Source organism: Dactylosporangium sp. NPDC049525 (genome assembly GCF_040676755.1).
Classification (GTDB): domain Bacteria; phylum Actinomycetota; class Actinomycetes; order Mycobacteriales; family Micromonosporaceae; genus Dactylosporangium.
Map to the genome: position 1 here is coordinate 1 of NZ_JBFAPO010000021.1, position 20,471 is coordinate 20,471.

General features: G+C 71.2%; 19 protein-coding genes and 1 pseudogene. 6 read left to right on the forward strand and 14 right to left on the reverse strand.

Annotated features, from left to right (window positions below; translation table 11 throughout):
• Positions 1 to 291: pseudogene (locus AB0K00_RS27475) on the reverse strand (hypothetical protein); the annotation flags it as partial.
• A 615-nt stretch (positions 292 to 906) separates the two neighbouring features.
• On the opposite strand from AB0K00_RS27475, the gene AB0K00_RS27480 reads away from it, so the two are divergent.
• Together AB0K00_RS27480 and AB0K00_RS27485 are read left to right on the forward strand one after the other, a co-directional pair.
• Positions 907 to 4,452, forward strand: coding sequence for a ThuA domain-containing protein (locus AB0K00_RS27480; RefSeq protein WP_363525417.1), 3,546 nt, complete (start codon positions 907 to 909; stop codon positions 4,450 to 4,452).
• A gap of 192 nt (positions 4,453 to 4,644) precedes the next feature.
• Entirely contained in the window at positions 4,645 to 5,079 is a 435-nt protein-coding gene (locus tag AB0K00_RS27485; protein WP_363525420.1) for a Rieske (2Fe-2S) protein, read from the forward strand.
• Between the two features lie 34 nt (positions 5,080 to 5,113).
• On the opposite strand, the gene AB0K00_RS27490 is transcribed toward AB0K00_RS27485, so the two are convergent.
• The gene (locus AB0K00_RS27490; RefSeq protein WP_363525422.1) at positions 5,114 to 5,560 is read right to left on the reverse strand and encodes a GNAT family N-acetyltransferase; all 447 of its coding nucleotides are present in this window, start codon (positions 5,558 to 5,560) and stop codon (positions 5,114 to 5,116) included.
• Between the two features lie 83 nt (positions 5,561 to 5,643).
• On the opposite strand from AB0K00_RS27490, the gene AB0K00_RS27495 reads away from it, so the two are divergent.
• Entirely contained in the window at positions 5,644 to 6,855 is a 1,212-nt protein-coding gene (locus AB0K00_RS27495; protein WP_363525425.1) for an MFS transporter, read from the forward strand.
• 116 nt (positions 6,856 to 6,971) lie between these two features.
• Here AB0K00_RS27495 and AB0K00_RS27500 read toward each other — a convergent pair whose 3' ends face one another.
• On the reverse strand, positions 6,972 to 8,303 hold the full coding sequence (locus tag AB0K00_RS27500; RefSeq protein ID WP_363525427.1) for a condensation domain-containing protein: 1,332 nt from the start codon (positions 8,301 to 8,303) through the stop codon (positions 6,972 to 6,974).
• A 327-nt stretch (positions 8,304 to 8,630) separates the two neighbouring features.
• Positions 8,631 to 8,939 (reverse strand): hypothetical protein, encoded by a 309-nt coding sequence (locus AB0K00_RS27505; protein WP_363525429.1) that lies wholly within the window; start codon positions 8,937 to 8,939, stop codon positions 8,631 to 8,633.
• A 1,346-nt stretch (positions 8,940 to 10,285) separates the two neighbouring features.
• Between AB0K00_RS27505 and AB0K00_RS27510 the strand changes: the two genes are divergently transcribed.
• Positions 10,286 to 10,450: a tetratricopeptide repeat protein gene (locus AB0K00_RS27510; protein ID WP_363525432.1), complete on the forward strand. Its 165-nt coding sequence runs from the start codon at positions 10,286 to 10,288 to the stop codon at positions 10,448 to 10,450.
• Positions 10,451 to 10,875: 425 nt separating this feature from the next.
• On the opposite strand, the gene AB0K00_RS27515 is transcribed toward AB0K00_RS27510, so the two are convergent.
• On the reverse strand, positions 10,876 to 11,559 hold the full coding sequence (locus tag AB0K00_RS27515; RefSeq protein ID WP_363525435.1) for a hypothetical protein: 684 nt from the start codon (positions 11,557 to 11,559) through the stop codon (positions 10,876 to 10,878).
• Positions 11,560 to 11,759: 200 nt separating this feature from the next.
• Between AB0K00_RS27515 and AB0K00_RS27520 the strand changes: the two genes are divergently transcribed.
• The gene (locus tag AB0K00_RS27520; RefSeq protein ID WP_363525437.1) at positions 11,760 to 12,473 is read left to right on the forward strand and encodes an ATP-binding cassette domain-containing protein; all 714 of its coding nucleotides are present in this window, start codon (positions 11,760 to 11,762) and stop codon (positions 12,471 to 12,473) included.
• Positions 12,470 to 13,192, forward strand: coding sequence for an ABC transporter permease subunit (locus AB0K00_RS27525; protein ID WP_363525440.1), 723 nt, complete (start codon positions 12,470 to 12,472; stop codon positions 13,190 to 13,192). Before AB0K00_RS27520 ends, AB0K00_RS27525 begins: the two co-directional genes overlap by 4 nt.
• 5 nt (positions 13,193 to 13,197) lie before the next feature.
• On the opposite strand, the gene AB0K00_RS27530 is transcribed toward AB0K00_RS27525, so the two are convergent.
• The 9 genes from AB0K00_RS27530 to AB0K00_RS27570 form a co-directional block, all read right to left on the reverse strand.
• Positions 13,198 to 13,863, reverse strand: coding sequence for a response regulator transcription factor (locus AB0K00_RS27530; protein ID WP_363525820.1), 666 nt, complete (start codon positions 13,861 to 13,863; stop codon positions 13,198 to 13,200).
• Positions 13,860 to 15,029, reverse strand: coding sequence for a sensor histidine kinase (locus AB0K00_RS27535; RefSeq protein WP_363525443.1), 1,170 nt, complete (start codon positions 15,027 to 15,029; stop codon positions 13,860 to 13,862). The genes AB0K00_RS27530 and AB0K00_RS27535 overlap by 4 nt, the downstream gene beginning before the upstream one ends.
• A 322-nt stretch (positions 15,030 to 15,351) precedes the next feature.
• On the reverse strand, positions 15,352 to 15,726 hold the full coding sequence (locus AB0K00_RS27540; protein ID WP_363525446.1) for a hypothetical protein: 375 nt from the start codon (positions 15,724 to 15,726) through the stop codon (positions 15,352 to 15,354).
• 10 nt (positions 15,727 to 15,736) lie between these two features.
• Complete coding sequence (locus tag AB0K00_RS27545) at positions 15,737 to 16,417, reverse strand: hypothetical protein (RefSeq protein ID WP_363525449.1); 681 nt, start codon at positions 16,415 to 16,417, stop codon at positions 15,737 to 15,739.
• 36 nt (positions 16,418 to 16,453) lie between these two features.
• A complete protein-coding gene (locus AB0K00_RS27550; protein ID WP_363525452.1) occupies positions 16,454 to 16,861 on the reverse strand; it encodes an ATP-binding protein in 408 nt (135 codons plus the stop codon).
• Positions 16,862 to 16,922: 61 nt separating this feature from the next.
• Complete coding sequence (locus AB0K00_RS27555; protein WP_363525455.1) at positions 16,923 to 18,194, reverse strand: condensation domain-containing protein; 1,272 nt, start codon at positions 18,192 to 18,194, stop codon at positions 16,923 to 16,925.
• 56 nt (positions 18,195 to 18,250) lie between these two features.
• Positions 18,251 to 18,883, reverse strand: coding sequence for an acVLRF1 family peptidyl-tRNA hydrolase (locus AB0K00_RS27560; RefSeq protein ID WP_363525458.1), 633 nt, complete (start codon positions 18,881 to 18,883; stop codon positions 18,251 to 18,253).
• Between the two features lie 39 nt (positions 18,884 to 18,922).
• Positions 18,923 to 19,246: a hypothetical protein gene (locus AB0K00_RS27565; protein WP_363525461.1), complete on the reverse strand. Its 324-nt coding sequence runs from the start codon at positions 19,244 to 19,246 to the stop codon at positions 18,923 to 18,925.
• A gap of 58 nt (positions 19,247 to 19,304) precedes the next feature.
• The gene (locus AB0K00_RS27570) at positions 19,305 to 20,444 is read right to left on the reverse strand and encodes a histidine kinase (RefSeq protein WP_363525464.1); all 1,140 of its coding nucleotides are present in this window, start codon (positions 20,442 to 20,444) and stop codon (positions 19,305 to 19,307) included.
• Positions 20,445 to 20,471 lie beyond the last annotated feature (27 nt).

A 20,471-nucleotide genomic window follows, 5' to 3' on the forward strand; every position in this document is an offset into this window, starting at 1 on the left:
AGGCCCGGCCTTCTTGAACTTGGCCGTGTCCACCAGCTTCGGGTTGAGCACCTGCTCCCACGGCTTGTCAGCAGGACCGGTCGCAGTCGCCTGCAGCAACGACAGCTCATTGTCATAGTCGGCCTGCACGAAAAACTTCGACTGCTCGCCAGTGCCGGACCCAGCGGCCGCGCTGGACGAGGCCGCACCAGACGCCGTCGTGGCGGGCTCGTCGGTGGCACAGCCGGACAGGATCAGCAACGCGGCGCTCAGTGAAGCAGCAGTCGCGACGACGGACGTGGTTCGTCTCACGTGGGTTCTCCAATGGATGGGGTGTCGGGAGCTCTTGCCATGGATGACCTTGGAAAACACTTCGGAGCGTGAGCAACGAATGCGATGCCACGACGATTTACCTAACGCCGTGTCACCTTCGGCGCGACCGCGTCGACGTTCGCAGCCTCGATGCAGCACTCAAAGTAAGTAGCAAACTTCAGGTTGCTAGATCTTCCGGCAACCGGCACAGCACTTCTGCTGGATGCGACAAAAGATCGTGTCCGTCACGTTAAAGGTCTGAGCGTCGACTGGCAATGACGTAACCCGATCAAGACGAAACAGCTACGAAACCGTGCTCTTCCAGCGCAGAACTGAGCTGCAAAAAAGCGTTATGAGCTGCCCATCTGTTGTCCGTATTGACTTCAAAAGGTTCGCCGGAGCAGGCTTGGCGCCGCGAGCCATGACAGAAGATCCCATCGATGTGACTCTTCGTCACGGTAGCTGACGCGTCTCCATCCAGTCGATGTCACTGTCCGTCGCGGCGGACGGCAGTCGAATCGACCGGATCACTCACGCGCCACTCAACCCTGTCCACGGGGGGTGCTGTCGTGCGCCCATGGCCCGCATCGCGTTGTCCCGCCGAGAGGAAACGGCATGCGAAGAAGCACGTTGATCCTGGGCACCATCGTCGGCATGCTCCTGTCGATGGCGCTCATCAAGCCCGCCGCGGCCGCGCCCGCGTTCCGCGCGCTGCTGTTCACCGGTACCCTCGGATATCGGCATGACTCGATTCCTGCCGGTATCTCGATGTTCCAGCAGCAGGCCGCCGCCAACAACTTCGAGGTGGTGCAGTCCGAGGACCCGGCCGTGTTCACCGCCGCCAACCTCGCCACCTACGACGTCCTCATCATGTTCCAGACCTCGGGCATGGTGTTCACGACCGCCGCCCAGCGCTCCGCCGTCGAGGGATTCCTGGCCAGCGGCCGGGGGATCGTCGCGATCCACAACGCCACCGACATGGGCATCGACACCGAATACCCGTGGTGGGACCAGACGGTCAACGCGGGCGCCCACATGCCGGCACACTCCCCCGGCGTCCTGGCCGGCCAGGCCATCGTGGCCGACAAGAGCCACCCGTCCACGGCGGGCCTGCCGGACCGGTGGAACCGCTCCGAGGAGTGGTACAACTTCGACAAGAACCCGCGTGGCGACGTCCACGTGCTCGTCACCGCCGACGAGCGCACCTACACACCCGGCGGCTCCGCCATGGGCAGCGACCACCCGATCTCCTGGTGCCGCAACACCGGAGGCGGGCGGGTGTGGACCACCGCCATGGGCCACGCGATCGAGTCCTACAGCGAGACCAACTTCCGCAACCATGTCCTCGGCGGTGTGCGGTGGGCCGCCGGCAACCTCGCCGGCGACTGCGGCGGCACCATCTGGGGCAACTTCGAGAAGCGCACCCTGGACGACAACACCGCCGACCCGATGTCCCTCGCCGTCGCACCTGACGGGCGGGTGCTCTACGTCCAGCGGGCCGGGCAGCTGAAGATCTTCAAGCCCAGCACCAACACCACGGTCACCGCCGGCACCCTGAGCGTCTACACCGGCGGCGAGGACGGCCTCACCGGCCTGGCCCTGGATCCCGCCTTCGCCAGCAACGGTTACGTGTACCTGTACCACTCGCCGGCCAGCAGCACGACCGACATCAACCGGGTCTCCCGGTACACGCTGAGCGGCGACACGCTGAACATGTCCAGCGGGGTCACCATCATCGACATCCCCGCGACCCGGGACCGCACGTCGCCGGAGCCCGGCCACACGGGCGGTTACATCGCCTTCGGGCCGGACGGCAACCTGTACATCGGCACCGGCGACGACGTCGCGCCGAACCTCGACCCCAACTGGCAGGGCTACGCCCCGCTGGACTGGCGGTCGGGCAAGTCCCACCTCGACTCCGCGAAGACCGCCGGCAACACGAACGACCTGCGCGGCAAGCTGCTGCGCATCCGCCCGGCGGCAACCGGCGGCTACACCATCCCGTCCGGCAACCTCTATCCACAAGGGACCGCGCAGACGCGGGCCGAGGTCTACGCGATGGGCTTCCGCAACCCGTTCCGCTTCTCCATCGACCCGTCCAACGGCTGGGTGTACCTTGCCGACTACGGCCCGGACCGTGGCCTGCCGACCACCAACCGCGGCCCCGAGGGGCTCGTGGAGCTCAACGTCATCAAGGCGGCCGGCAACTACGGCTGGCCCTTCTGCCACGGCGACAACCAGCCCTACGCGCCCTACAACCCCGACACGGGCGTCGTCGGCGCGAAGTTCAACTGCGCCGCGCCGGTCAACAACTCCCCCAACAACACCGGCCTGGTGAACCTGAAGCCGGTCGTCGCACCCAACATGTGGTACGGCTACGGCGCCTCGCCGAACTTCCCCGAACTGGGCTCCGGTGGCTCGGCCCCGATGGGCGGGCCCGTCTACCGGTACAACGCGGCCAACCCGTCCTCGACGAAGTTCCCCCAGTACTACGACGGGGTCCACTTCTTCTACGAGTGGTCCCGCAACTTCGTCAAGGAGGTCCACTTCGACAGCAGCACCGCCGTCACCCGGACCAACACGTTCCTGCCCGGCGGCAACTTCAACAAGCCGATGGACATGGAGTTCGGCCCTGACGGCTCGCTGTACCTGCTCGAATGGGGCTCCGCGTTCGGCGGTGGCAACAACGACTCCGGCCTCTACCGCATCGACTACGTCCAAGGTGGACGGTCGCCGATCGCCAAGGCCAACGGCACGCCGACCAACGGCAACGCGCCGTTGAACGTGCAGTTCTCCAGCGCCGGCTCGATCGACCCGGACCCCGGCAACACGATCAGCTACCTGTGGACGTTCGGCGACGGCACCACGTCGACGGCGGCGAACCCGGCCAAGACGTACACCACCAACGGCAACTACACCGCCCAGCTGAAGGTCACCGACAACACCGGCAAGACCGGCTTCGCCAACGTGCAGATCACCGTCGGCAACATCGCGCCGACCGTCACGGTCAGCACCCCGGTCAACGGCGGCATGCTCAACTTCGGCGACCAGGTCTCCTACACCGTCAGCGTCACCGACCCGGGCGGTGCCGCGATCGACTGCTCGAAGGTGTACGTCAACCCGGCCCTCGGCCACGACGACCACCTGCACGAGACCACGGAATACCCGGGCTGCTCCGGCACGATCTCGACCGACCTGCTCGGCGGGCACCCTGACGGCGCGAACCTGTTCTACGCCCTCATCGCCCACTACACCGACAACGGCGGCTCGGGCGGCGCGGCCCCGCTGACCGGCTACGGCCAGGCGATCCTGCAGCCGAAGCACAAGCAGGCGGAGTACTTCACCGCGCAGAGCGGCATCCGGGTCATCGACCAGGCGGGCGCGGAAAGTACCAAACGCATCGGGGACATCTCCAACAACGACTGGATCTCGTTCAACCCGATGAGCCTGCAGAACATCACCAACGTCACCTACCGGGTCTCCTCACCGACCGGCGGCGGCTCGATCGAGCTGCGCGCCGACTCGCCGACGGGCACCCTGCTGGCGACGACGACCGTGCCGAACACCACCGGCTGGGACAACTACCAGAACACCGCGACGGTCAACACGGCCGCGCTGTCCGGCACGCACACGCTGTACATGGTGTTCAAGAACAGCGCCGAAAACGGCTTCGACCTGGACTCGTTCACCTTCGGCGGGGCCGGCGTCGGCACCCCGGGCACCGGCGGCGTGGCCGGCAAGACGTGGACGATCACGGCCCAGCACAGCGGCAAGCTCGTCGACGTCAACGGCGCCTCCACCGCCGACGCGGCCCAGATCATCCAGTGGGCGGCGACCGGCGGCAATAACCAGAAGTGGCAGGCCGTGGACGCCGGCGGCGGCGCCGTGTACCTGAAGGCGGTGCACAGCGGCAAGTGCCTCGACATCACCGGCAGCTCGACCGCCAATGGTGCGTTCCTGCAACAGTTCACCTGCAACAACGGCAGCAACCAGAAGTTCACCGTCACCCCGACCGGCACCACCGGCGTGTATACGGTGAAGAGTGTCCTCAGTGGACTGTGCGTGGACGTCAACGGCGGCTCCACCGCCGACGGCGCCCGCCTGCTGCAGTGGACCTGCCACAGCGGCACCAACCAGCAGTGGCGGTTCACCCTGGCGTGACCATGCTCGCCTCTGGTGACCCTGTTCGCCTTGGCGTAACCCTTTGAACCGGCACCGGTCCCCGCGACGACGCGGGGGCCGGTGCCTGCCTTAACGGGCCTTAACGGGCCATGAAAGAACGTGCAATTTATTGCCATCGATTCCCTTCCTGCGTACCGTGCGGGGTCGGTACACGACGGAAGGAGCTCAATCGTGTCGATACGTTGGTGCGCGGGCAGACGCGCACTGCTGGTGGGTGCCGGCGCCGCCGGGCTGCTCACGGCGTGCGGGGACGATCCCGCACCGCCCAGCACCGCGTCACCGCAACAGGCCACGACGACGGACGCCGCGGCCGCGCCCTCCCCGGCGAGCAGCCTGGCGAGCACCACGGACGTCCCGGTCGGCGGCGGGACCGTCGTCGGTGGCGTCCTGGTCGTCCAGCCGGTCGCCGGCACGTTCAAGGCGTACAACGCCGCCTGCCCCCACAAGGGCGTCAAGGTCAACCCGCCGAAGGACGGCGTCGCGACGTGCCCCGCGCACAACTCGACCTTCGCCATCGCCGACGGCGCCCGCATGAGCGGACCGGCCACCAGCGGCCTCACCGAGATCGCCATCACCGTGGACGGCGGCCGGATCACCCAGACCTGAGCCCACGGGCTCCGCACAGCGTGGTGCGGAACCGTCAGGTGAGCGGCAGCTTCATCCCCTCGTGGCTGGCGACGAATCCCAGCCGCTCGTAGAACCGGTGCGCGTCGGGGCGGCGCTTGTCGGTGGTGAGCTGCACCAGCGCGCAGCCGCGCTCCCGGGCCCGGTCCACGACCCACGTCATGAGCCGCGCACCGACCCCCTGGCCGCGCAGGTCGGCGCGGACCCTGACCGACTCGACGAGCGCGCGTTCGGCGCCGTGCCGGCCGAGCCCCGGAATGTAGGTCACCTGCAGGACCGCGACCACCTCGCCGCCGTCGTCGGCGACGATGAGCAGGTTGCGCGGGTCCTCGGTGACCGCCGCGAACGCCTGCTCATAGGCCTCGTCGACCACCGCGAGGTCCCGGTCCTTGCCGAGGACGTCGTCCGCGAGCAACGCGACGATGGCGGGCAGGTCGTCGTGGACGGCTTCGCGGAAACGCACGCCACGATGCTAGCCGCGGCGGTCAGCGCGCGGGCCGGCGGTGTTGGAGAATCGGCGTGCCAGCCCGCCCTTGGAGGCCGCCCGTGTCAGAAGCGCCACAGCGCAGTGTCCTCGTCCGGGCACGGGTCGCGACCGCACTGCTGTTCCTGTTGTTCGGCATCACCCTCGGGGTCTGGACCGCCCGCATCCCCGCGATCAAGCGCGAGCTGTCGCTGGACGACGGTGCGCTCAGCGTCGCGCTGCTCGCGTTCGCCGCGGGCGCCATCACGGGCATGCAGGCGACGGGGCGGCTGGTCGACCGCTTCGGCAGCCGGCGGGTGATGCTGCCGGTCGCGTTCGCCGAAGGCCTCGTGCTGATCCCGCCCGCATATGCGCCGAACCTGGTGACGCTCGCCGTCGCGCTGTTCCTGTTCGGAGCGGTGCACGGCACGCTGAACATCGCCATGAACGCCAACGCCATCGACGTCCAACGGGCCTGGCAACGGCCGATCATGTCGTCGTTCCACGCGGTGTACAGCATCGGCGGCTTCATCGGCGCGAGCGCCGGCGGCCTGTTCGCCCACTCCGGTGCCGGACCGCGCACGACGTTCACGGCCGTCGGCGGCACGATGGTGGCCTTCGCCGCCTGGTCGGCGTGGTGGGCGCTACCGGGCTCGCCTGCCTCGACGACCTCGCCGGGGTCCCCGGTGTCCGCGGCGCCGGCCACCGGCCGGGTGCGGGGCGTGCTGTTCCTCGGTGTCCTCGTGTGCTGCGCGCTCGTCGGCGAGGGCGCCGCCGCGGACTGGAGCGCCGTCTACCTGCGCGACGACCTGCACAGCTCGGCCGGGTTCGCGGCGGCCGCGTTCGCGGCGTTCTCCGTGGCGATGACGGTCACCCGGCTCGTCGGCGACCGGCTCACGGCCAGGTTCGGCCCGGTCCTGCTGGTCCGCGCCAGCGGCCTGCTCGCCGCCGGCGGGCTCGGCGGCGCGCTGCTGATCGGCGCGCCGGCGGCCGGCGTGGCCGGCTTCGCGTGCCTCGGCGCCGGCATGGCCCTGATCGCGCCGCAGGTGTACTCGGCCGCCGGCGACCGCAACCCCGAGGCCGCCGGGCGGGCGCTCGCGCGCGTCGTCGGCCTCGGCTACCTCGGGTTCCTGCTCGGCCCGGTCCTCATCGGCGCGGCCAGCAGGGTCGTCGGGCTGCCGGGCGCCCTCGCCATCCCGGTCGTGCTGTCGCTGTTCGTCGCCGCCACCGCGACCGCGCTGCGACCCAGGCCCCGCCGACCTGAGCCGGCGGACCTAACCGCGGCGCCGTCCTGACCCACGGACCGGCGCCCGTGTCGTCCGGCCCCCGTGCCGCCGGCGCCTCGCGCCCTGGCCCCGTGCCGTCCGGCCCCGTGCCGTCCGGCAGCGACCGGCCGGCACCGGCGCCGGGATCAGGCGAGGGCGCCAGTGGCGGCGTCGACTGCGACCTGCTCCATGCACCGCAGCAGTGCCTCGGCGGCGGACGGCGGCACGTGATGCGTGTCGATCTCGATGTGCAGCCGCACCGTGTCCGGCGAGGCGTCGTCGACGTTGAGGAACATCCGCGCGTACACCTCGTCGCGCTGGATCGTCCACTCGAACACCGTGCGCGGCAACGCTTCCCGCACCAGCTCCGGATCCACAGGGGTGGCCTGGACCGGCGCCCGGCGGTCGTTGTAGAAGCAGTTGAGGTCGAACTCGGGACCACGTTCCAGGGCCACGGCGGCCGAGATCTCCTCCAGCCGCTCCCGATCGTAGTAGCCGTGCTTGTAGGCCACCATCGCCGCGCGCTGCACCCGGCCGAGCAGCTCGTCGAACGGTACCCCGGCCACGTCCACCGACCACAGGGCCGTCTGCGACACCGGACCGACGACCTCGGCGAGGCCGGGGCGGAACCGGTTGCTCGACACCAGCCTGGTCGCGACCGGGTCGACGCCGCAGATCCTCGCCATCGCAACCGCGTAGACGGCCAGCATCACCTGAGACGCGTCGATCTGGGTCCGGCTCGCGACGGCCCGCACGGCAAGGGGCAGCGCCGCCGAGGTCAGCTCGCCGCGCCAGTAGCGGGGCTCGTGCGGGTCGCCCTCGCCGGCGTACCGGCGCGGCGGGATGGTCCGCAGCATCGTCTCCCAGTATCGCAGCGCCGCCGCGCTCTGCCGCTGCCCGGCCGGCGAACGCTGCCACTGCGCCTGCTCCAGGGCCTGCATGCCGTGGACCGGCGCGGTCTCCCCACGCTCCCCCTCCTCCAGCATCACCAGCGCGCCGCGGCCGTCCATGACGAGGTGGGTCATGATGGCCACCAGGTGCGTCGCCGCGCCGTCCTGCACGATGACGGCCATCCGCACCGGCCATTCCTCGGCGAAGTCGTAGTCCGTCTGCTCGTAGCGCACGCGCACCGCGTCCGCGACCGCCTGCGGGTCGTCCGCACCCGCGTCGACGACCTCCAGCGTGATCTCGCCGGACGCGTGCACCACCTGCCGCGGCTTCCCGTCGGGCTCGAACCGCAGCCGGGTGCGCATCGACTGGTATCGCGACATGAGGTATCGAAGCCGCTCTTGCATGTCCTGCACGGTGGTGCCGGGCGGCAGCGGCTGCGCGCCACCGATCGGCATCCAGGTCTTCTGCTCGACCAGCGCCTGCCAGATCTCCCGCTGCCCCCACGACAGCACGTCCTCGCCCGACCCCTCACCGGCGAACGCAACGGTGATCGCAGTGCTGCCGGACCTCGGCATCTCAAGGGTCATGTCGTTCCTGTCCACTGTGGTCGGGCAAACTATCCCAGCCGATGTTACGGCGCCCCTGTCGTCACATTCACGACCAGAACAGCCCCCGTGGAGCACCCGAACGCCGGATACCCGCCCCGCCCCGTTGTGCTGCCGCAAGGCTCTCCACCGCTCCAGCCTTCCTGTCCACAAAGGACACTGTGCTGGCCCATGAATGCAAATGAACGGCAGGCGATTGTTTTACCCAACGCATTGGCGGCTCACCCGAAAAGAAAGAGCGGGCGGAGCACATTGCTCCGCCCGCCTGCTATATTGGCTCTATTGTTTTTCCGTCGGGTCAGAATCAGGTCAGGTCAGATCAGGAATGTCACCGCACACGATGCCTATCAGGGTCGACACCGCTCGCATCCACCATCTTTTCGCGGTGTCCTGCCGGGCTGCCGCATGAGCTTCCTCGAGCTCGCGGCGGACCCGCCGCACGGCGTGCTGCGCCCGTGCGGCAGCTTTCCGGGCGGCCAGCGCGTCCCGCTGGACGTCGCGCAACTGCGCGCTCGTCCGCTCGACCGCGGCCCGCAGTTTCTCCAGCTCAGCGAGAGTTTCCGCAGGTAAAGGCACGTGCGCGGGTGTGGATTCGTCGCACGCTTGTTCGTCAGGCATGATGGTCCTATCTCTCTGCCCGAGCGGAAGTTTGGACGCTGTCGCTCGAGCTAGGGTGTTGGAGATGCGGGCGTCGTGGACCTTGTGTTCACGACGCCCCATTGCTGACTTCGGACGGGACGCCCGTCCGCAGTGGCTGTGCACACTCGAAGGATTTCCGGCCCACCGCCATTCTCATAATACTGCCGGCTATCGCACCGGGTCCCGTGCTGCCATTGCAACTCATCGGGAACGTAGCATACCGATCGTGGTGAAGTTTCGATCAAGTAATGCGGCCACTCGTCGCCCACGACGGATCGGCCCGCTTGCAGCATCTTGAGCGCAACCCGGGCGGTTGTCCAGCATTTCGCGCAAATATCGTCCACGAAGCACCCGACGTGCACGCGTCCTCGCTGGCCCGGCCCGCTCCGCAGCCAGTTGATCGACCCACGTCATACGCACACTGGCTGCTCGTCTTCGACAACGCCGACGCCGCCGCACGTCAGGTTTTGTCAAAGCCCGCCGCCACGGTGCCAGCGGTCGAAGGCGCTGACCAGCCAGTCCGCGTACGGCTCCGCCGAGCGCGCGCCGCATCTCGCCTGCGACTACTGCTACGTCTACACGCGCACCGATCAGAGCTGGCGCACGGCGATCCGATGCGTCACACCAGGTCGTCGCAGTAGACCGAAGGGTTGCCGAAGTCGCCGCCGTGCGCACCTCGTGCCAGCGGTCGCACGCAGCGCGGCCCGCGGCAACGTTGGTCGGCCCTCTTGTAGCCGTAGCAGTAGTCACAGGCGAGGTTGCAGCGCTGGTGCACCTTCAGGATGATCTGCCGCAACGCGCCGGCCGTTCGGGGCGGCGTATGTGCAGTTCACCGGGCCCGGGGAGCATTGCCGCGGCGGCGTCCTGGGCCGGCTCGCCCGGGATCGATCGTGACGTAGCCACCGCCGGAGAACATCGGGCTTCCCGGCTGGAGCGTCGTTCTCGGTCGCCGGCAGCAACATGCACAGCAGCTGCTCGGCGTCGCCGATGGAGTTGCCGCCACAGCCGACGCGCAGCGACCTCGCCACCTACCGAGAGCAGTTCGGCGAGCATCATCCGCGGACGCTCACGGCGGCGTTCAACCTCGCCACCGACCTGCGCGAGGTCGGCGAGTACGAGGGGACGACGGAGCTCGACCAGGCAAACCCCGAGACCCACCTCGAACACCTCGGCCCGAACCACCCGCGCACGCTCACGGCGGCGGTCAACCTCGCCACCAACCTGCGCGAGGTCGGCCAGTACGACGAACCGAGGGAGCTCGACCAGGCAACCTCCGGACCTACCGAGAGCAGTTCAGCGAGCATCATCCGCGCACGCTCACAGCGGTGTTCAACCTCGCCACCGACCTGCGCAAGGTCGGCCAGTACGACGAACCGAGGGAACTCGACCAGGCGATCCTCAAGACCCACCTCGAACGCCTCGGCCAGGACCACCGATACACGCTCGTAGCGGCGGCCAACCTTGCTGCCTCCCTGCGCGAGCTCGGCTAATACGAGGGGGCGGTGGCGCGCGCCGGGGCCGAAGCTCAGATGTCTGTCCTGAACGTGGGCACCTGCCGTGGTCGACGCGCTTGCCGCTGGTGACCGAGTGGTCGGTGCCACCCTTGTCGGATCTCGCGAAGACCGGAGCCACCCGTCGAAGACGAAGTTCAGCCAGCCGGCGTACGCGAACGTCAGTTGCCTGAGCCACGCGGTTGTCGGCGGTCTTCTCTGCCGCGCGAGGACCGCAGCAGGCACGGCGACCCAACAATTCCGCACGTAGAAAGCGCTTGATGACATTTGACCAATAGCCGGCCGACAGCACAAACCGGCGGATCGGATCCGAATTCGATTCGCCGGTAGTGAGCTGCGCGATTAGGGTCACGGCCGAGGCCGAGCAGGAAAATGCGGCAACCGGCACCCGCCGTCGGGACAGATCAGGACCGATCCGTCGTCGCCGGTGGAGATGGCACCCGGGTCAGCACGTGGGCCGAGGTGGCGAGGACGAACGCGGCGAGCGTCAGGAAGCTCGCGAACCGGATCGTCCAGAGTGGACCGTGCGCGGCACCCTCGATCGGAAAGGCGGCACCGGCGACCAGCAGTGCCGCGGCGGCCCACCCGAGTGCGCTGACGATCCGAGGTCCATGGGCATGCCGGACCAGGGTCGCCGCAGACCCGGCGAACACCGCCGCCGGCAACCCGATCAGCGCGATCCCGGCACTGTTGGCGGCCAGCAGCGCCGCGATCGTCGAGTCGTCAAGCTGGGCGCCGGCCAAGGCGACCGCATCCAGGAACGACGTGGCCGTGCCGCCGGCCGCCACCAGGGCCACGACACCGACGGCGGGCAGCCGCGACCACCACGGCGGCGGTCGGTCCACAGTGGACAGCGCACGGGGCAGCAGCACTCCGAACGGCAGGAGCAGCAGCATGAACGCGCAGCCGGCGACGTAGTCGCCGATCAGGTAGCGCCGGCCGGCGGCGTGGAAGAAGTCGCGCACCTGCGCGACCGGGGCGCCCGCGGGTGGTGGTTCGCCCTGCAGGACGGCCGCGCCGAGCAGGAACAGCACGAACCAGCCGATGCCGAGCAGGCCGATCCAGCGGCCGTTGGCGAGTCTTCGCATGCGTTCATGCTGGTCTCCACGCGCCGCCCAAACATCAGCCCGCCGTCCACACGGGACACTCATCCTCCGGTGGTACGCCGCGTCCGCCCCGCTGCATCGCCGGGTGGACGCGGGCGGCGAGGGCTGCGCCGGCGGCGGTACCGGCGGGGCGGTCCCCCGGCCTGACGACCCGGCGCGCGATCCGGGCCACGATGCGAGGCATGACACATGCCATCTCTACCCGCGGGCTGACGAAACGGTACGGCACCCGCACCGTCGTGGACGCCCTCGACCTTGACGTGCCGGCGGGCGTGGTTGCCGGGTTCGTCGGCCCGAACGGCGCGGGCAAGACCACGACGCTGCGGATGCTGCTGGGTCTGGTACGACCAGACGGCGGCACGGGCAGCGTGAACGGCTTGCCACTCAACCAGCCGGCCGCGTACCTGCCGCGGGTGGGTGCGCTGATCGAAGGCCCGGCGTTCTACCCGGGCCTGTCCGGCGAGCGGAACCTCGCCGTCCAGGCGGCCCTCGGCGGCATCGACCCGGCCGGCATCCCGGCGCTGCTGGACCGCGTCGGGCTGGCCGGGCGGGGACGCGACGCGGTCCAGCGCTACTCCCTCGGCATGAAGCAACGCCTCGGCATCGCGGCGGCCCTGCTCGGTGACCCCGCGCTGGTCGTCCTCGACGAGCCGACCAACGGGCTCGACCCCGCCGGCATCCGCGAGATGCGCGGGATCGTGCGGTCCATCCACCAGGACGGCCGGACCGTCCTGGTCTCCTCGCACCTGCTCACCGAGGTGGAGCAGGTCTGCGACTGGCTGATCGTCATCGGCGACGGCCGGCGGCGTTACCAGGGTCCGACCCGGGACCTGCTCGCCGGCGGCGGCGACCTCGAGGAGCGGTACCTCGCCATGTTCACGGAGGAGCGGTCATGACGGCGTCGTTCCGGTCCGAACTGATGAAGCTGCGCCGGCCCCGCGTGCTGTACGGCGCGCTCGGCGGGCTGTTCGGCTGCACGATCCTGGTGACGGTGCTGACGTTCGCCACCGCCACGGCACCGCCGGCCCGGCTCACCGCGGGGTTCACCAACGCGTCCCGGCTCGTCGGCGTCGTCGTCCTCGTCATGTTCCTCACCAACGTCACCACGGAATACAGCCTGGGCACCCTGCGGACGCTGCTGCTGCGCCGGCCGCTGCGGGACCGGCTCCTCGCCGGGAAGGTCCTCGCCCTAGGCGCGTGCACCGCCGGGGCGCTGCTGGTCGCGCTCGCCGTGAGCCTGGCCTCCGCCGCGGTCGTCACCGGTGTCCGCGGTACGCCGACCGGACCGTGGCTGGCGGACGCGGCCACCGGCTACGCCAACACCGTCCTCGCCGCCGCGTGCTACGGCTCGATCGGGCTGGCGCTCGGGGTGCTGCTGCGCTCCACGCCCCTGGCCGTCGGCGTCGCCCTGTTCTGGTTCGTCATGGTCGAGAACATCGCCCGCAACACCTGGCCCGGCGCCGGTCACGTGCTGCCCGGTCTGCTCGCCGGGGCAGTCACCGGCGTCCCCGGCAGCGTCCCATACAGCCATGGGCTCGCCGGTGTGCTGGTGTACAGCGCGCTCTCGCTCACGGCCGGCTTCGTCGTCTTCGCCCGCCGGGACGTGAGCACCTGAACCGGTCAGGTCATCCAGCCCGGGCGGATCAGGCCGGTCTCGTACGCCATGATGACCAGCTGCGCGCGGTCGCGGACGTGCAGCTTGGTCATCGCGCGGCTGATGTGCGTCTTGGCGGTCGCCAGGCTCACGAACAGCCGCGCGGCGATCTCGTCGTTGGTCAGCCCCTGCGCGGCCAGGACCATGACCTGCCGCTCCCGGTCGGTGAGCGCGGCGAGCGCCTCGGCCGGCCGGGCGACCTTCGCCCGCGAGGCGAACTCCTTGACCAGCCGCCGGGTGACGCTGGGCGCGAGCATCGAGTCGCCCGCGGCGACCACCTCGATGGCCCGGATCAGGTCGTCGGGCTCGTTGTCCTTGAGCACGAACCCGCTCGCCCCGGCCCGCAACGCGTCGAAGACGTACTCGTCGATCTCGAAGGTGGTGAGGATGAGGACCTTCACCGCATCGAGCCGCGGGTCGGCGGCGATGCGCCGGGTCGCTTCGAGGCCGTCCATCACCGGCATCCGCACGTCCATCAGCACCACGTGCGGCCGCAGCTCGGCGGCCTTGCGCACCGCGGCGTCGCCGTCGCCGACCTCCGCGACCACGTCGATCCCGCCGCCGTCCTGCAGCAGCGCGCGGAGCCCGGCGCGCATCAGCGCCTGGTCGTCGGCGAGCACGACCCGGATCACGCCGGCATCCGGTACGGCAGCCACGCGCTCACCCGGAACCCACCGCCGGGGCGGCGGCCCGCCTCGAACGTGCCGCCGAGGCCGGTGGCCCGTTCCCGCATCCCGGCGATCCCGTCGCCCTCGCCCTGCCGGGTCCTCGGCGGTCCGTCGTCGTGCACCGCGACCGTGACCGCGTCCTCGCCGTAGGCGATCCGCAGCGTCGCGGTGTCGGCGCCGCTGTGCCGTCGCACGTTGGTGACGGCCTCCTGCACGATCCGGTACGCCGCGAGGTCCACCGCCGTCGGCAGCTGCCGCGGCGCGCCGTCGACGGTCTTCGTCACCCGCAGCCCGGCCTCGGCCGACCGGGCGAGCAGCTCGTCGAGCTGGCCGAGACCGGCGCTCGGCCGGCGCGGCGCCTCGGTGTCCTGGCGCAGCACGGCGAGCGCCGCCCGCAGGTCGTCCAGGGTCTCGCCGCTGACCTCCTTGATCGCCGCGACCGACGCGCGGGCCTGGTCGGGGTTGCGGTCGAAGAGCCGCAGCGCCACGTTTGCCTGCACGTTGACCAGCGACACGTGGTGCGCGAGGACGTCGTGCAGGTCCCGCGCCACCCGCAGCCGCTCCTCGCTGACCCGGCGGCGCTGCTCGGCGGTCCGGGCCCGCTCGGCCTCGGCGCTGCGCTCCCCCGTGACCCGCACCGCCTCACCGGCGGCGAGCAGCAGGCACAGCACCGCGGCGATCGCCACGACCGCGACCGGCCCGGGCGGCTCCTGCCGGCCGACGGCCGCGCTGACGAGCAGGTAGACCGGCAGGCCGACCGCCGTCACCAGCCACGCTGTGCGGCGCCGCCCGGCCGCGACGGTGACCACCATCGCGACGCCGAGGCTCAGCGCGGCCGGCCCGAACCGGTAGTTCAGCGTGTAGTACGCGGCCGCCGCGGCGAAGTTGCCGGCGAGCACCGCCCCGGGCGCGCGATGCCAGACGGAGAGCAGCAGCGGCCCGACGGCCAGCAACGCGACCGCGATGAGGTCGACGGGCCGCCGCTCGGTCACCCGTTGCGCGGCGGCGACGGTCGTGGCGATCTGCAGTGCGCCGACGAGTGCCGGCAGCCAGGGCCGCCGGCACCACCTGTCCCACCGCCCCCCGACGGCGCCGACAACCGGCCGGCCCTGCTGCGTGACCCCCTCCACCACATCAGCCTAGGGACGCGTCGCCGGCCGGTCGTCATCCTCGGGACTCCCCGCCGGCTACCACCAGGGGCGTACCTCACCCCTGCCGCCTACTCCCCCGGTCGCACCCGGTCGCGGGTTTTGTCGCGGCCGCAGGTCGCGGGTTTTGTCGCGGCCGCAGGTCGCGTCGCGGCCGGCCACGGCCGCGTTCTTGTCACGACCGCAGGTCGTGTCACCGCAACTGTCCGCGGACCTGGCAGGGAGGCCGTTCACGGCCGACCGGTGGCTGACGGGAGCAGCGGGCCGCGCCCACGGCGGACCGGAGCCATGCACTGCCCCGGCATCAGTGGACTTTGTAGCCTCCGTGCGCGGCGGCATGCTCGTTGAAGGTGGCGAACTCGTCGACCCACTCGCGCAGCTGCGTCGGCTGGTCGTAGTAGAACAGGGCCATGTCGCCGATCAGGTCGGCGGTGAGGGCGGCGCGCAGGCGGGCGGCGATGAAGGCGCTCTGCGCCGCGGTCACCTGCCAGCCGTCGTTGGAGCTGAAGTGCCCGGCCGGCAAGGTCTCGGCCGACGGCGCGAACTGTTCGTTGCCGAACAGCCGCTCGAGGCCGCCGCCGGCGATGGCGCCCGCCTCCAGCAGGACGAGCCTTACGTGCCCCATCTGCCAGTCGTTGAGGCGGTGGCCGGTGCCGGCGCTCTCGAAGTCGTAGCCCACCCGGCACAGACTAGTGGCAGTTCCAGTAGGCGGTGGCGGCATGGACGTACATGGTGCCGGCGTCGCCGAGGTTGACGTCGACGACGGCCTCGCTGAACTGCCAGAGGAAGTCGGTGGTGTACGTGTCGCCGGACCAGTGCAGGACCGGGCCGCCGATGCGGTCGGCGGACATGAGCAGGTCGTGCAGGTCGTCAAGGTCGGGTGCGACGGCGTCCTCGTCGAAGGTCGGGTCGAAGACGTCGTAGAACGCGCGGGCAGGCACGTCCAGCGGGTGGAGCCGGTAGGCGCGGGCGGGCGGGTCGTCGACGGCGGGGCCGGTCCACTCGCCCTTGGCGAGGTCGGCGTCGGTGAGCCGGACGAGTGCGGTCTGCGGGGTGCCTGCCTGGAACGCTTCGTTGTCGGCGGCGGAGGAGATGAACAGCGCGAGGGCGCGGACGCCGGCGAGGTCCGCGACGGCGCGCAGGTGCGGCACGTCGTCGAGGTCGACGGTGATCAGGTGCGCCATGTAGCCGTCGTGCCAGCGGGGGCGGGTCTGCTCGTCGACGCCGATCGGGGCGCCGCCCGCCCTGCGGATCGAGCCCGGCCGGTACGCCCTGGGCACCGGCTCGATCAGGTCGACGCGGACGAGCGCGTCGCCGGGGCGGGCACAGCGCGCGGCCAGTTCGGCGGCGGCGGTCGGGCTGAGCGGCATGGACAGTCACCGTAGTCGGCGTGGCAGCTGGGCGGCTCAGACAGGGGCGCCGGCGGTGGACAGTTCGAGCCAGACGCACTTGCCCGCCAGGCGGTCACGGTCGACGCCCCATCGGGTGGCGAGCGTCTCGACCAGTGCGATGCCCCGGCCGTGGTCGGCGTCGGGTGCGGCGTTGCGGGCGACCGGCGGCGCCGCGACATGGTCACAGACCGTGACGCGCAGTGTCTCGTCGGTGAGGCACAGCTGGACGGCGGTGACGCCGCCGGCGTGCACGACCGCGTTCGTGACCAGCTCGCACAGCAGCAGTTCGGTGTCGTCGTGCAGGTGGCCGCGCGGACGGCGGCCGATGATCCTCGGCAGGGCCAGACCCAGCCAGTGACGGGCGCGGGCGACGACGGCAACGTTCCCGCCGTCAACGGGGCGCCAGACGAGCTGCGTAATCATGATCGTCGCGCCTCCCTCCAGGTGGTGCGCTCGGAGGTTGTGGTACCCACCGCGGCCACTCTCAAGCGCGGCCCGCAACGACGATCGACTCCATGGTGCGGGCGATGGTCTCCGCGTCCGTGCGGGACAGGAACGCGGTGTCCACGTCGACGGTGAAAACCAGGGCGCCCGGCTCGTCGTCGATGTGCAGGAACAGCGGCTCCGTCGGGCCCGTCGACGCGCCAACCCACTCGAACACCCCGTCGCCGCCGGGCACGTCGGGTGCGGCCGCGCGAGACGTGCGGCGGTCGTTGTAGCACACGGTCCGAGTCACGTCGGTGTCCGCGCGGGCGAGCAGGTCTGCGAGCCGCAGCGGGTTGTAGTAGGCGTGCTTGTGCGCGGCGAGGGACGCGCGGGCGACCCGGCCGAGCGCCTCGTCCAGCGGGACGGCCACGTCGGCGACGCACAGGCCGAGCTGGGCGAGAGGGCTGACCACCTCGGCGAGGCCGGCGCGGAAGCGGTTGCCCACCAGGTGCCGGACCGCGACCTGGTCGGTGCCGGTGACCTGCCCGACGGCCATCATGAACGCGGTCGACAGGATCGTCGCCGGGTCGACGCCGGTGCGGGCGGCGACGGCCGGGGCGGCGGACGCCATCGCCGGCGAGGTGAACCGTGCCTTCGGGAACCGCTGCCGCTCCGGCCGCAGCGCCGGGGACAGGACCGGCAACGACGGCAGGTGCCGCTCCCAGTGCCGGACGGCGGCGGCGCTCTGCCGTTCACCGGACGGCGAGCGCTGCCAGGCGGCCAGGTCGAGCGGCTGCGGCCCGGTGACCGGCGTCGCGACGCGGGCGGTGGCCTCGGCGACCATGACCCCGGCGCCGATCGCGTCGGTCACCAGGTGCGGCATGATCGCGACGAGCCGCTCTGGCCGGCCGTCCCGGCAGACGACCGCGGCCCGCAGCGGCCAGTCGGCGGCCAGGTCGGGCTCGGCGGTCCGGTACGCGTGCTCCACCTCGGCGGCGAACGCGACCGGGTCGTCGTCGGCCTCGTACACCTCGACGGTCAGCGTCCCGCCGGCATGCACCTCCTGCAGCGCCCGACCGTCCCGGCCCGGTGCGCCGTCGTGGCGCAGGCGGGTCCGGAACGACTGGTAGCGCCCCAGCGAATACCGCAACTCGTCGATGACGTCGGCGACGGTGGTGCCGGGCGCGACGGGCTGGTGTCCGCCCATCGGCAGCCATGACCGCTCGCGGTCCATCGTCAGCAGCATCGACTGCTGGCCCCAGGTCAGCTCGGCGACGCCGCTGCCCTCGCCGCGGAACGCGACGTCGATCCGATCCACCACGTCAACCATCGACGAACCCTTTCGGCAGGAAGGCTCGCGACCCAGGACAGCGTAGCGGTCAGATCTCAAGGCACCAGATGGATGCGGATCTTTCTCGCGGTGACCGCTGCGTCCTCCAGGACGTTGAGCCGCGGCTCGGGCACCTCGAGCAGGTGCGGGTGCCGCAGCGCGGCGATCCGTTCGAGCCGCGGGTCCTCCAGGACCAGGTCGATCATGCCGCGGTCGCCGCCGCACACCAGCGCGGCGAGGTCCGGGTGCCCGGCCAGGACGCGGGCGGCGATGTCGGCGGTGTCCTCGATCGCGGCGTCGGTCTGGTTGCCACGGCGGCGGGCGTACCGCTGCTGCGACCACCCGCCCGCGGCCGTGCGCCCCTGCACGTAGAACCGGTCGACCTTCGACGTCTCCAGGGTGGTGCCGTCGGCGACCCCGACCGCCGCGGCGCCCCGCCGCACGAGCAGCAGCCCGATCCTCGGCGGCTTCGCGACGCCCTGCAGCAGCGCGTCGATGTCGGTGACCCCGTCCAGCCCCGGCGGCGGGTGCAGGGTCGCGGTGTCGCCGTTGCTGGCCCCGGTCAGGGTCAGGGCGTCCTCGGTCGCGCCGTCGTGCCGGCCGTAGAACCCGTCGAGCCACCCCTTGAGCCGCTCCGGGGAGATCTCGACCCATCGTCCCCCGCCGGCCGCGGGCCGCGCCTTCACCATGCGGCCCAGTCTGCCCCTTTTTCCGGTACGCGGGCGGATTCAGGTGCTGTGGACGAACAGCAGCGGCACGATGACCACGACGCCGACGATCGCGACGGAGGACAGCACGCCCCGCCAGGTGCGCAGGAACCGCCGGACCCGGCGGCGCAGTCCCCGGCGGCGCGGACGGGGGCTCGGCTCGTCCCGGGTGACCGCGAAGATCTCCAGCCACAGCCCGCCGAGCAGCGCGATCGGCGACGCGACCGCGACGACGACCAGCCGGGCGCCGGTCAGCGGCGGCATGTGGTTCACGACGATCGCGGTCAGCGCGGCCACCAGCACGGCGACGGCAAGCTGCGCGACGGCACGCAACCGTCCCTGCACGCCACCTCCCTGTGTCGGCCATCAGCGTAGGTGCCCGCCGGACGCCGAGGCACCCGCTTCACCCTCCCGCGTGAACGCCCACCGCCCCGTCCGGGAACTCCGCGGTCACCTGCCAGCCCGCGTCGCGGGGACCGTAGCGCAGCGTCCCGCCCGCGGCGCGCACATCGGCGTCCAGGCTGCGCAGCCCGTACCCACCACCGCCGGCCGATCCGGTCGTCGCGCCTGCGGCGGGTGGTCGGTGGCCGGCAGGTGGTCTTTGGCCGGCGGATGGTCTTTGGCTGGTGAGCCGTAGGGTCCAGCGGTCGCCGTCCCGGTCGAGCTCGGCCCGCAGTCCCGTGCCCGGTCCGTCGTGCCGCAGTGCGTTGGTCGCCACCTCGCCCACCAGCCGGAACGTCACCTCGCGCACGCCCGCCGGCAGCACGGCCAGCTCGTCGACCAGCGTCGCCGGCACCGTCAGCCCGGCCTCCCGCACCGCGTCGAGGCGCTCGGTCAGCGTGGCCGCCGTGTCCCGCTCGGCCTCCTCCGCCAGCGCGAGGCGCACCTCGGCGAGGGCGTCCCTGCCGGCCCGCAGCACGGTGTCGAGGCGATGCTCGTCGGCCGGGGCGAGCCGGGCGGTCGTCCGGAGGGCCTCGCCCTGCACCAGCATGACCGTCATCGTGTGGGCGAGGCTGTCGTGCAGCCGGCGGGCCAGCCGTTCCCGGGAGCGGGCCGCGGCCGCCGCCTGCTCGGCGAGGCGGCGCTCCAGGCGCAGCCCGGCGATGGTGGCCCGCTCGCGCAGGTGTTCACCGCGCTCGACACCCGCGAGCCAGGTGACGGTCAGCGCCACGGCCGCGAGCAGCCCGCCCTCGACCGGCCCGCGCCGGATCGCCCCGGTGACGGTGACGAGCACCGTGGCCGCGGCGCACACGCCCCACCGCACCGCCGGCGAGCGGTGGGTCGCCGCCGTGTACATCGCCAGCGACACCGGCAGGTACCCCACCGCGCGCCCCATCCCGAGCAACGAGTGCGCCGCCGTCGCCACACTGATCACGGCGAGCACGGTCCCGGGCGCCCGGCGCCGCCACACCAGCGGGACCAGCTGCGCGACGGCCAGCGGGACGCTGAGCACCGTGCCGGACAGCACGTACAGCGTGACCAGCGTGACGTACAGGGCCACGTCGATCACGATCCGCCAGTGCCGGCGAAGGCTGACCGGCATCCGTTCCCCCTGACATATCATCGGCCG